At 56.4% G+C, this 12,676-nt stretch carries 10 protein-coding genes; 4 read left to right on the forward strand and 6 right to left on the reverse strand.

What is annotated here, in order from left to right; genetic code table 11:
* Window positions 1-19 precede the first annotated feature (19 nt).
* Both RB_RS16775 and RB_RS16780 read right to left on the reverse strand, forming a co-directional pair.
* A complete protein-coding gene (locus RB_RS16775; protein ID WP_164922130.1) occupies window positions 20-652 on the reverse strand; it encodes a phosphoesterase in 633 nt (210 codons plus the stop codon).
* 95 nt (window positions 653-747) lie between these two features.
* Window positions 748-1,446 carry a DNA-3-methyladenine glycosylase gene (locus RB_RS16780; protein WP_164922131.1) on the reverse strand — a complete coding sequence of 233 codons (699 nt, stop codon included), beginning with the start codon at window positions 1,444-1,446 and terminating at the stop codon, window positions 748-750.
* Between RB_RS16780 and RB_RS16785 the strand changes: the two genes are divergently transcribed.
* On the forward strand, window positions 1,434-2,672 hold the full coding sequence (locus RB_RS16785; protein WP_011121756.1) for an amidohydrolase family protein: 1,239 nt from the start codon (window positions 1,434-1,436) through the stop codon (window positions 2,670-2,672). The genes RB_RS16780 and RB_RS16785 overlap by 13 nt on opposite strands.
* Here the strand turns inward: RB_RS16785 and RB_RS16790 are convergent.
* The 4 genes from RB_RS16790 to RB_RS16805 all read right to left on the reverse strand — a co-directional run bounded on the left by RB_RS16790 (window position 2,591) and on the right by RB_RS16805 (window position 7,909).
* Window positions 2,591-3,388, reverse strand: coding sequence for a CPBP family intramembrane glutamic endopeptidase (locus RB_RS16790; protein ID WP_007331723.1), 798 nt, complete (start codon window positions 3,386-3,388; stop codon window positions 2,591-2,593). The genes RB_RS16785 and RB_RS16790 overlap by 82 nt on opposite strands.
* Before the next feature lie 9 nt (window positions 3,389-3,397).
* Window positions 3,398-5,248 carry an ATP-binding cassette domain-containing protein gene (locus tag RB_RS16795; RefSeq protein ID WP_007327078.1) on the reverse strand — a complete coding sequence of 617 codons (1,851 nt, stop codon included), beginning with the start codon at window positions 5,246-5,248 and terminating at the stop codon, window positions 3,398-3,400.
* A 130-nt stretch (window positions 5,249-5,378) separates the two neighbouring features.
* Window positions 5,379-7,148: an ABC transporter permease gene (locus RB_RS16800; protein ID WP_007327079.1), complete on the reverse strand. Its 1,770-nt coding sequence runs from the start codon at window positions 7,146-7,148 to the stop codon at window positions 5,379-5,381.
* 164 nt (window positions 7,149-7,312) lie between these two features.
* A complete protein-coding gene (locus RB_RS16805) occupies window positions 7,313-7,909 on the reverse strand; it encodes a DUF4416 family protein (protein ID WP_011121758.1) in 597 nt (198 codons plus the stop codon).
* Window positions 7,910-8,245: 336 nt separating this feature from the next.
* Between RB_RS16805 and RB_RS16810 the strand changes: the two genes are divergently transcribed.
* From RB_RS16810 to metX, 3 genes are all read left to right on the forward strand, one after another.
* A complete protein-coding gene (locus tag RB_RS16810; RefSeq protein ID WP_164922132.1) occupies window positions 8,246-9,361 on the forward strand; it encodes a pyridoxal phosphate-dependent aminotransferase in 1,116 nt (371 codons plus the stop codon).
* A 72-nt stretch (window positions 9,362-9,433) separates the two neighbouring features.
* A complete protein-coding gene (locus RB_RS16815) occupies window positions 9,434-10,753 on the forward strand; it encodes an O-acetylhomoserine aminocarboxypropyltransferase/cysteine synthase family protein (protein ID WP_007327082.1) in 1,320 nt (439 codons plus the stop codon).
* A gap of 101 nt (window positions 10,754-10,854) precedes the next feature.
* Window positions 10,855-12,675 carry a homoserine O-acetyltransferase MetX gene (metX, locus tag RB_RS16820; RefSeq protein WP_164922133.1) on the forward strand — a complete coding sequence of 607 codons (1,821 nt, stop codon included), beginning with the start codon at window positions 10,855-10,857 and terminating at the stop codon, window positions 12,673-12,675.
* Window position 12,676 lies beyond the last annotated feature (1 nt).

Below are 12,676 nucleotides of genomic sequence, written 5' to 3' on the forward strand. Positions count from 1 at the left end.
TGTATTCAGAACTCTCGCTCTAGACCGACTCAGGAAACAGTGCGTCCAGTGTAAGTTGGCTCCAGGTTTCCAGGTGCTCGCGTTCTTGGCGGAGTTGTTTTACGGAAACGAACTGACCTTCGGCGAGTTCGGCCTCGTTGCTGGTGACGAGTGGTTGCTCCAAGATGAAGCGATGGACGACTCCCAAGTGCACCCGACCAACTTCGTTGCTCGGGTCATAAAGCAAACCTTCTCGTTGATCGACGTAGGGTGCTCCAATCGTCACTTCTTCTTCTAGCTCGCGACGCATGCCGATGGTGTATGGGTCTTCTTCGCCACCCGCATCTTCTTGGCTGATGTGACCACCGACACCGATGCTGCGTTTGGCGTGCAGACGTTTTTCACCCGAACCACCACCGCGAGTGTATTGAAACCATTTGACCGCGCCGTCAGCCGGATCCGTCCACTGCATCACCACGTAGGGGATCAATTGTTTGAAACTCGGATCGAGCTCCATTGCACCGCGTGGGCGATAAGACAATTCGTCGCTGGCAAGAATAGGCTGCAGGAATCGGTCCACGTTGCGGTCAAACCCTTCCAAATGCCCAATCGATTCGATCAAGGTCGCGGGAATGACAAGGACGTGTTCTTCGGTGGTGGCGTTGGAGGACATTCTGCAATCGAGGTCGTGGACTAGCTGGAAGTTCAAACCAACCGGGGCTGTCAAATTCGCTCCCGCTTGGCCGTTGGCAGTGTAACGAATTCTCGTCAGAGCGAATCCCGTCGAGGTCGACGATGGTGACGGACCAAACCGCTGACGTAGCGATTCCCGTCAACGAAAAACCGCAATGGCAATTCAGCGGCCTGCGATATTCCGATTCGAGGCGTGGTGGTGACACGACTGCTCGGAAGCTTGGGACCAGAGAAAACACACCAGTTCGGATCGCGAATCGGATCCACTCCGTCGCACGTCCGATCAATCGCGAGAGATTGGCACAAACGGCCGGGGCCCGTCGTCAATGCTCTTCCGTCGGTCGTTTCCGATCGGTGCAGACCTCGATGCTGAAACATGCGGTCGATGCCCCAAACCGGCTGAAGAGCCCGGATCAAAACTGCCGAACCACAGCCGACCGATTCGGTCACCAGATTCACACAGTGCTTGGCATGAATCGGATAGACGTACAATGTACTTGGCCGCCCAAACATCGAAGCGTTTCCCGGTTTCTCACCCCGCGCACTGTGACTCGCAGCATCGCGACTGGACAGGTAGGCTTCGGTTTCCACAATCCAACCTCCGACCCAAACCCCTTCGATTCGTCGAGCGAAACCGCAACCCAAAAGCTGGCGAGCGACGACAGCGGGACGACGGTCAAAAAATTGCGACTGCAACGACTGCGTCGATCCCCAATCGATCAGCCGATCTTCCTCGTCATCCTCACGGAACTGATTTCGCTTTGCATCATTCATCAAAACAAACTTATCGCGCGCGTTGGGTGATGCCCATCGACGGTGATCCGATTCCCAACGGAATGATGATTGTTCAATCGGGCCGGATCGCTTCGATCAGTTCATTCCAAGATTCGAAGAACGAAGGTGAATTGATCGACTTGGGAGACGTCGCAATTTTGCCGGGTTTGGTCAACACTCATACGCACCTGGAATTCAGCGACCTCCCAAAACCCGTCGGACACACCGGCATGGAATTGGCCGACTGGATTCGCGAAGTCATCACGACTCGAGGGATGGTCGATCACCAAACGCGACAACAAAACGTTCTCAAAGGGCACGCGGAAGCAACTGCGTCAGGCACACAGCTGATCGCGGACATCGAGACCACGCCGATGGAATCGATCGCACCAAATACGATCGCATTCGCGGAAGTCCTCGGACTCAGCCAGGAACGAGGCGACGAACGGATGTCACAGGCTGAACGACATCTTGCCAACAACACTTCGCCTGATTCGCGATGTGACGTCGCCGCGATCAGCCCGCACGCTCCCTACTCGACACCTTTGCCGTTGATCGAGCGCTGCGTGCAAGTTGCAAAGCAACGCAAGACGACACTCGCCATGCACGTTGCGGAATCACCTGCCGAACGTGAACTACTGACAAACGGATCCGGCCCATTTGCCGAATCATTGCGAACTCTAGGATTGCCTATCGAGGCGTTCTTTCCCTGGACAAAAGCGAATCCAGTCTCACACCTGATTCAGCTGCTTGCCAAATCACCTCGTGCGTTGATCGTGCACGGAAATGATTTGAGTGAGACCGAAATCGAGCAAGTCAAATCGCACCCGAACTGCAGCATCGTGTACTGCCCAAGAACGCATCATTTCTTTCAGCATTCCAATCATCCCGTCGCAGAATTGCTAGCCGCAGGAATCAACGTAGCCATCGGGACTGATTCACGCGCCAGCAATCCTGATCTGGATCTTTGGGGCGAGGTCCAGCACTTGCTCAAGCATCGGCCTGACCTGAATCCGACCGACGTGCTTCGCATGGCGACCGCCAACGGTGCCGACGCATTGGGACGCTCAGCAACTCACGGACGGTTGGCCGCCGGGATGCCAGCCAACTTTATCACCGTCGCAACAAGCGCTGATCGAGTCGATCAGCTTTGGTCGGACTTTTCATCCTCATCCGTGTCATCTTCATCCATGTCTTCCGCCGCTCGCCCAGCACCCCAAAGCTGAACCGCGTCATAAAGAGCATGAGCAGTGATCGGAATCAGCAGATTGCCGGTCACAATCAGCAAGGCACCAAAGTACAAACCCATCAACGCGGTGACGACGATGTACAGTTTGGTGATTGGATGGAACATTCCAAACGCGAATGAGGAGACCAGCCAGGCTGCAGTTAATTCCCATCCTCCGACGCGAGACCACCAAGCCAGCAAACCTTCTTCCGGCCAAGCGAATTCGGTGACTGAGTTTGGCAAACTGCCCAGCCATCCGCCATAAGCCCACCATCGCGATGGGGCTTCCAAATCAGGAGCAAGCGACGCGGCGTCTCCGGCCAACCAAGGCAACAACCAACCGCGAAACAAGAGTTCCTCGCCGACGCCGGCGCACAAACTGATCGCGAACAATTCCCAGGCGTTCAGTCGCAGCATCAAGCCGATCATGGGGTGATCGCTGAGCTTGTCGAGTTCTTCGATTGCCGGGTGTTTGATTCGCCGCAACACGGCAACGAACAACACCAATGGAATGGTCGCAACAATGCCCAGCCCGATACCGCCAATGACCGCGGACGAAGCGACTTCGTTTAGCGGCGGAACCAATTCACGGGCACTGGGACCGAGCAGGTATCCGAGAATCAACGCCAGGGCACCCAAGCCGGCTTCGACCGCGACAGCAGTCCGAAAGACATCGTCCGGGGTTTGTTCGTCGTCCGCGTTGGTTTGCGTCACACGCCTCTCTCAGGATGGGCTTCGGTGTCGGTAGGGATTGAACAACAAGTAGTTCAAGTGGCGATACAGATCACTGGAATTCAGCAACTCGGTGTGACGTCCTTCGCCGACCAAATTGGGACCATTGAGCAACATCACCCGATCACATGAACGTAACGTCTTCAGCCGGTGAGGCAACATGACCACCAACGATCCCGCATCCGCCAACTCTCGCAGTGCGTTCAAACAAGGGTCTTCATTGACATGCTCGGTCGGGGCAGGGGGCTCTTTCGCGAGCACGATCGGCGGCCGATGCAACATCGCCCGCGCGATCCCGACTGCGTAACGAACATCGGTCCCGAGCGAATCCGAATCTTCGGTCGCTCCCAAATTGGACCCCGGTTCGATGATCGTCTCCAGGCCGTCAGGCAAGCGCGTGATTCGCTCGTAGATCCCGAGTTGCTCGAGCGTTTCGACCATGTCGCGATTGTCGACACTGCGGTCGACTCCCGCCATCAAATTCTCTCGCAGAGTACCTTCCCAGAGAGGCCCGTCGGGACCGATCCACATCACGTTTTTAGCGAGAGCTTGCGGGTGAACGTCGAGCAATGAGATCCCGTCGATCTGCACCTTGCCGCGATGCGGGCGACCAAACCCCATCAACAATTCCAGCAGAGCTCGCGTCGAAACATCTTCGGTTCCTAAGAAAGCCACCAGCGACTTGGGCTGCAGCGACAAACTCAGGTCACGCAGGATCGCCTTGCCCGAGGAATCTTGCAGCGACACGTCTTCCATCGTCACGCAATCGCGAAGACCACCCAGTCCAACACGTTGCTCGCTCGGCGACACTTCGCTGTTGGGTTGCAGGTACAGATACACCGATTCACAAGCTTTGCTGCTGCGGCGAAGTTGACGGTTCAGTTCGCTCAATCGAGCAGCCGCCAAGGCAGCACCGGTCAACGAAAGACCAAGCACCAATGCGGAGGGAAGACTCAATCCTTGTTCGCCTTGCAGCGTGTTCAGGCCGAGACCCAACAACATCACAGCGATGGCAACGCCGCCGGCCATCATCATGACCGGCCACAGTCGACCTCGACGCGCGTCATCGCCAGCGATCCGGCGATCCAATGCGTCCAACTCCGCCTCGTAGGCTTGGTCAGCCAAACCACCGGCCTGCAGTCGAGCCATCATGGGTGCGTCGCCAATCAAACCGATCAAGCGATCACGAATTTGTGGGATCTCGAATCGCGACAACTCCAGCCAATCCGGATTGCGAAGCTTGGCGTACAAACGCCACAACGCCACGCCACTGATGACCGCGAGAATCGCCAGCCAAACGTTCACGAGCAGTGCGAGCGTCACACACCCGATCAACATCAGCACGCTTCGCGGGATGGATCGATACCACAGTGAGAGACCACGTCCGACTTCGGGCAAGTGGCGACCAATGATGACACGGGCTCGTTCACGCTGAGCAGCGGCACCTTCGACTTCTGCGCGACGCAAACTTTGCTTTAGCGTTCGTGAATGCAACATCTTGATCACTCGCCGCGAACGAGCATCGGCGGATCGTCGATGCAACCAAACGGCCAAACAAAAGACAGCCGCGATTGCCAATGACAATCCAACCAAACCAAACAGCTGAGAGACTTTGCTTTGCGCCAGAAAGAACTCCGGCACGGGGATCGACAGGTGTGTTCCCAGGCGAACAGGCGACTGTGTCAGCCCATCGCCTTCATCGACCAATGCCGCGATGATGCCAAAGACCAGCACCAGAACTGGAATGATCAAACCCGCGATGGCGGCCCAAACCAAATGCAGGGGCGCGCCCGCTGCCTCGGGTTCGCGACGTGGTTGTTTCAGACTGGAAAAGCGATTCACCGTTGCGAGCCTCGTTGGATATCTAGCCACCGTTCGTTTGTCATCACGACCGCATTCGTTGCGATCGACGATCCGTCACGACCGGTCACCGTTATCCTCAAACGAGTTTCCAATGCAACAGATATGGCGATCAAGCCAAATCGCGATCTTCGAACAACAACATCGCAACCATCCAAATGGCAATGACAAAGACCACAAGATAGTTGAACGCGGCGGCCAAGTAGATCAGCGGGATGGCATTTCCCGCATCCACCGCCGCCTGGACGTTGAATGAGTTCAGGTTGGGGACCACGACCGCTATCAATTTACCAACAAATCCGACCAGCTCGGTGTTTTCCCTCGCAGAAGCGACCAGCGGACTGAGCAGGTTGCCGACAACATAGATCGCGAAACAGGTGATGAAGTTCGCCAACAGCGGCAAACGAGTCGCCAAAGCCACCGCGATTCCGCCGATCGCCATTGTTTCCATGAAGTACAAACCCAAGATCGGAAGCGTCGTGATGATCTCTTCGTGACCGACTTGCCATGGTGGTTGTTGCTGGCTGGTTTCGCGAGCGTCGTAAATTGGCTTGTAGGACATCACCACCAGCAGGACCGCCGCCAAGATCACGAACAGCACCAACACTGCCAACATGATTCCGGTGTACTTGCCCAAGATGAACGAACGTCGACTAACTGGTTTGCTGAGCACGGTCAAAGCGGTTCGGCCATCAATTTCATCGCTAACCGATGTTCCCGCACTCCAAACGGCGAGCAACATGCCCAGAACCATGATCATCGTCACGCCGCTGTCCTTCAGCAGACGGATGTCATCACCGAGTGTGTTGAACGGGAAGATCCCAAAGAGAAGCACGGCAAAAATGCCAATGGCCAACAGCAACAGATAAAGCGGCTGAGCCATTTCGTTTTTCGCGGTCGACAAAGCCAATGCCCAGACTCGCGGGGCCGCTTGTCGCATTGCCATAAAGCCCGTCAGCGTCAGGAACAGGGCGACGGCGGAGAAGACAATCGACGAAGCCTGCGGAATTTGCGGCAGGTTTTTAAACGTGAAAGTCACTTCAGCCGGGTCAATCTCTTGGTTGTAGATGTGAAGCTTGGCCGGGTCACCTGGAATTGGTGGCTGCTCACGGTCTTGATATTTGTAGGTAACCGCTTCGGTGCTGCCCGGGTTCAATTCGATGGGAGCACGGCTGAAGGCTTCCGCTTTGTCCGAGTCAGCCAGGAAGACTTTCTTGTCACTCTCAATTCGCAGTTCGGCAACGTTGCGGAAGTTGTAAGTGATTCCGGCTGGCAGGAACTCGGGGATGTCTGGGTCAGCCGAAGGTTCGATTGTCGCGACTTCCACGACCGTACCGTCACCGACCAAATTGACCGCGGGGACGCTCTCGAGAATCGCCATCGGGTTTTCAACAAACGGCGTCGATCCCAAACCGATCACGGCAAAAAGACCCAAAGTGCCCAAGATGTACGGGATGACACCTTCGCCCAGAATCGACATCCACTCCGATCGAGTCCGATGCCACATTCCGTAGATCAGCCCAAAGCCCAAAATCATTCCCAACGTCACCAAGGGCAAGAAAAGCAATTGGCCATTCTCGCCGCCTTGCGGAACATAGAAATAGCACAGCAACGCGGAGAAGATCGCACCGGCAATCAGCGACAATGTCACGCCGCGTTTTGGATCGTCTGCCAAATTCCCGAGACCGGGAATGAAGGACAGGGCACTCAAGATGCCGTGGATCACAGCGGTCACCAAAGCCCCCAGCAGCAACCCCATCGACAGCACCCAAATGGGAGTGACGAATACGGGCAACCACTTGCCGACCTGGGCCAGAGGGAGCAAACCCGATTCAGCACCAGCAAAATCAGAGAACAGTGAAATAGCGGACCCAGCAATCATGCTTGGCGACTCGTGTCGAGAAAAGTACGAAATGAACCTTCGGTCAGGCTGCTACGTGAGACCAACCCATTTGGTTTGCCGCCGAGGCTCGGATTCAGTGGATTTGTTGGCCGGCGTGATCAACTTGATCGAACGAGCCATGAAGCGAGCCATGAAACGGCGAATCAAACCTTCGGACTGGGCTTCACCCCGGGGGTTTTCTTTACCCCAACGCGAAAACCGCCGGTCGCTTTTAAATGCTGACGCAGTCTGCTCCGGCAGTTTGCTGCAAAGCTCGCAACCGTTTCGGTGCGGTAATCAGGGTAGCTCCATCGGTGATGAATCCAACGCCCACCAACATAGTTCAGGGTGACTTCCGCAAAGATCCCATCACGCAAATAGATTCGGTGGTCGCGGTCCTTGATCGTCGCCAACACCAATTTTGCTTGGCTGACGTACCCCGGATCCAAATTCAACGGCCGCGGCTCGGGATGATCCGACAGCGATGCGTATTCGGATTCCCATTCGTTGGTGACGTTTTTCCAGTCCGCCAATCCGGCCGGATCCGCGAATTCAGCGATTCCGATCAGTTCTTTTGTCAGCCCATCGCCCATTTCAGGTTGGTAAAACCCGCCGGCTTCGAACGGACTGGGCTCACCTTTTTCGCCCAGCTCGCCCCAGCGTTCTGCCAGTCGCTGCTTCGCCCACTGACGAGCCTCCTGATGCCGCGAAATCACGGCGCAGAAACGGACCACCGGTTCGATCAATCGAATTTCGCTCATTCCGTCACGGTCATCCTTCGCACGCCAGTTCCCCTTCGCAAATCAATCTCTCCCTTTCCGCCGTCAACAAACTCACCACTAGACATCCGAACCTAGTCGGGCATCCGAACTTGGCCGGGCATCCAATCTTGGGTGGCCCACCGATTCTGAGCGAGCCCTCGGATCTTGAGCGACACAGGGCAGGGGTGTCAATCGATCGAGCCCTCGCCCCAAACACGGACTACCGCAAGCCGAAGCGAATGATATCCTGATCCGCGAAACGAGCATGATTTGCCTGAGGTTTCTTCCGCAAGCAACCATCGCTTTCAACCTTCATCCAACAGGCAACGAGTCAACATGCATCCCTGGATCGCGGATCGAACGGCCTCCTTTGATAGCAGCGGAATTCGAAAAGTCTTCGATCTCGCTGCGAAACTGAAAGACCCGATCAACTTGTCCATCGGGCAACCGGACTTTGATGTCCCCGAGGAAATTCAGGACGCGACCGTCGATGCAATTCGATCGGGCAAAAACGCATACTCGCCAACCCAGGGTATCGCGCCGCTGCGTGAGAAACTGCTGGCGGAAATCAACGCCAAGTATCCCGGCCAAAATCGCGACGTGTTTGTCAGCAGCGGCACCTCGGGCGGTTTGGTCCTTTCGCTGCTTTCGATGATCAATCCGGGTGACGAGGTCATCTTCCTGGATCCCTATTTCGTCATGTACCCGGCTCTCGTGAGCTTGTGCGGTGGTATCCCCGTGACGGTCGATTCGTACCCGGATTTCCGGTTGGATCCAGCCAAGATCGAAGCCGCGATCACACCCAAAACCAAGATGATCCTGGTCAACAGTCCCGCCAATCCAACCGGCGTGACCGCGTCGGAGCAAGATCTTCGAGATGTCGGCGATTTGGCGGCCAAGCACAACATCGCGCTGCTTTCGGACGAGATCTACAGCCGATTCTTCTACGACGGCGACTTCGCATCTCCCGCGGCCACCAATCCCGACACAATCGTGATCGACGGTTTCAGCAAATCGCACGCGATGACCGGATGGCGAGTGGGCTACGTCCACGGACCGCCCGAGATCATTGCGACGATGCTCAAGATCCAACAGTATTCGTTCGTCTGCTCGCCCCAGCCCGCTCAGTGGGGAGCTCTCCGTGCGATGGAAATTTCGCTGGACGGCCACATTGACGACTACCGTCGCAAACGCGACTTCATGGTGGAACAACTTTCGCCGCACTTCGAACTGACCAGCCCCGGCGGTGCGTTTTATCTGTTCCCGAAAGCCCCCGGCACCGAAGGGGGGACGGCGTTTGTCGAAAGAGCGATCGCGGACGGCCTGCTGATCATTCCCGGCAAGATTTTCAGCAGCCGCGATTCTCACTTCCGCGTCAGCTTCGCCGCCAGCGATGACACGCTGCGTCGCGGTGCCGAACGCCTGATCAAGCTGGCTGGCGACAATCGCTGACCGATTTGTTAGCCTGCTGCGTTCCCAACGCAGAAATTTCCTACTTTCAAACATCCCTGATCGAGTTTTTGCATGTCCGCCGATCCGACCCAAAATCATCGTCTGGCCACCCGTGCTCTCCATGCCGGACAAGTCGCTGACCCAACGACCAAAAGCCGCGCGGTGCCGATCTACGCCACCACCAGCTACCAGTTCGATAGCACGGAACACGCGGCGGCCCTGTTTGGACTAGCTGAATTTGGCAACATCTACAGCCGGTTGATGAACCCAACGGTCGATGTGCTGGAAAAACGCATCGCGGCACTGGACGGCGGTGTAACGGGATTGTGCTTCGCCTCCGGTCAGGCGGCCATCACGGCAGCGGTTTTGGCGATCGCACACAGCGGTCAAAACATTGTCAGCAGCACCTCGCTGTATGGCGGAACATGGACCCTGTTCACACAAACGTTGAAGAACCTTGGTATCGAAGTTCGCTTCTTCGATCCGGATCACCCCGAGCAAATCCACGGCTTGGTCGATGAAAACACTCGACTGGTCTACATGGAGAGCATCGGCAACCCAAGAAACGATGTCCCTGACTTCAAGGCAATCGCCGACGCAGCTCACTCGGCACCACACGGGGCGATCCCAGTGTTGTGCGACAACACCGTGATGACGCCTTACTTGCTGCGTCCGATCGATCACGGCATCGACATTGTGATCTACAGCACGACGAAGTTCTTAGGCGGACACGGCACTCACATCGGTGGCTGCATCGTCGATAGCGGAAATTTCAAATGGGCCGACCAACCTGAAAAGTGGCCTGAGTTCTGCGGCCCCAGCCCTTCTTACCACGGTGCCGTTTTCGAAGAGCACCTGCGTGGCATGGGCAACATCGCCTACAACGTTCACATCCGCACCCACTGGTTGCGTGACACCGGCGCGGCCATGAGCCCCTTCGCGGCGTTCCTGTTCCTGCAAGGCATCGAGACTCTTCACCTTCGCATGCCTCGCCACTGCGAAAATGCGATGAAGGTTGCTGAGTTCCTGGAAGCTCACGACGCAGTTGAGTGGGTCAATTACCCCGGATTGAAAACGCACTCGCACAACAAATTGGCTGAGCAGTACCTGACCAACGGCAAAGGCGCGATCCTTGGCTTTGGCATCAAAGGTGGCATGGAAGCGGGCAAGAAATTTATCAACGCCTGCCAACTGTGCTCTCACTTAGCCAACATTGGCGATGCCAAAACATTGGTCATTCATCCCGCCAGCACCACACACCAACAGCTTGCCGAAGACGAACAACGCCGAGCGGGCGTCAGCCCAGAGTACATTCGCGTTTCGGTTGGAATCGAAGACATCGACGATATCCTCGATGACTTGAAACAGGCTCTTGCTGTTGCGACCGCGTGACCGTCAAAGCAATCGAAACGTTGCTTCCGAACAATTGATCCTCCCGCGAAATGACATCCGGGAGATCCACTCGGGTAACGATGTTCGAGAGCCAAGCTTCTATGGGTGAGCCTTCCAACGAGGATCTGTCCAGCACCGATGATGTGCGGACTGATGCGCCATTGGCGTACGCCAAGTACGTGACGTTTGACCAGTCGCTGCCGCTCGAACGCGGCGGCGAACTGCCCGAAATTCGATGCTGCTACGAAACGTGGGGCACACTCAACGACGACGGATCCAACGCCGTGTTGGTCTGCCACGCCGTTTCAGGCGACTCACATGCGGCTCGCCACGACGAAGACGACCAACCAGGTTGGTGGGACGGCTTGATCGGCCCCGGACTTCCCATCGACACGGATCGGTTGTTCGTGGTCTGTCCCAATGTCCTGGGCGGTTGTCGCGGCAGCACCGGCCCAGGTGACGCGGACCCAACCTCGCCCGATGGCAAACCCTACGGCGCCAACTTCCCTCGGATCACCATCGGCGACATCGTCGAAGCCCAAAAACTCCTGGCTGACCACCTGGGAATCCGGCAGTGGCGGGCCGTGGTCGGCGGTTCGCTGGGCGGTCACCAAGTCTTGCAGTGGATCAATCGCTATCCCGACGCGGCGAAAACCTGCGTCGCCATCGCTACCTCTCCTCGACTGAACAGCCAAGCACTCGGTTTCGATGTCATCGCTCGCAATGCGATCCAAACCGACCCGCACTACGCCGGCGGCCAGTACTACGACAAAGACCAACGCCCGGACACGGGATTGGCAATCGCACGGATGCTGGGTCACATCACTTATCTTTCCGTCGAAGCGATGGAGGCCAAATTCGACCCCGATCGCCACGACCCACGGCAGATCGCATCACAGTTCGAGCAACGATTCAGCATCGGCTCCTACTTGGCACACCAAGGCCAAAAGTTCACGACACGCTTCGATGCGAATAGCTACGTGACTCTGTCGATGGCGATGGATCTATTCGACCTGGGCGGCACGCGACTGAAGCTGATGGAAACGTTTGACGAAGCAACTTGCGATTTCCTGCTTATCAGTTTCAGCAGCGATTGGTTGTTCCCACCTGCTCAATCCAGAGAAATCGTCAACGCTCTGACCGCTTTGGACAAACGTGTCACTTATGCCGAAATCACCACCAATGCCGGCCACGATGCATTCCTGATCGCGAAAGACATTGCGACTTATGGACCGCTGATCCGCGAACGACTGAGAGACACCGAAACGCATCCCGCGGTTCCATCCGACATCACGTTGAACGTGGACGAAGAATCAATCCTGGAGATCATTCCAGCCGGATCCAGCGTGCTGGACCTCGGGTGTGGCAACGGACAACTGCTCGCCGCGATTCGTGATCGACATCGCACGCCAGGACCGCCAACAACGGAACATCGATTGATGGGCGTCGAGGTGGCACAGGAGAACCTGCTGGCAACGGCAATGCGAGGCATCGATGTGATTGACTACGACCTCAACCACGGACTGCCCGCATTCATCGATGACCAGTTCGACTACGTGATCCTCAACGCGACGTTGCAAGCGGTTGAGAACGTGGTGGAACTACTCAACGAGATGCTGCGAGTTGGCCGACATGCCATCATCAGCTTTCCCAACTTTGCGTATCGCCAACTCAGAGATCACTACGTGACACATGGGCGATCGCCGAAAGCCCCCGGCGAGTTCGACTTCGATTGGCACAACACGCCTAACCGACGCTTCCCCACGATCGCCGACGTTCGCGACCTCTTGGGCCAACTGAACGTCGTGATCGATGAAGAAGTCTTTTGGGATGTTGATCAGGGTCAACGCATTGAACCCGACAACGATCCCAATCTGAATGCCGATACCGCGGTGATTGCTTTTCACCGCGAAAACCGTTGAA

The organism is Rhodopirellula baltica SH 1, assembly GCF_000196115.1.
In the GTDB taxonomy this organism is placed as follows: Bacteria; Planctomycetota; Planctomycetia; order Pirellulales; family Pirellulaceae; genus Rhodopirellula; species Rhodopirellula baltica.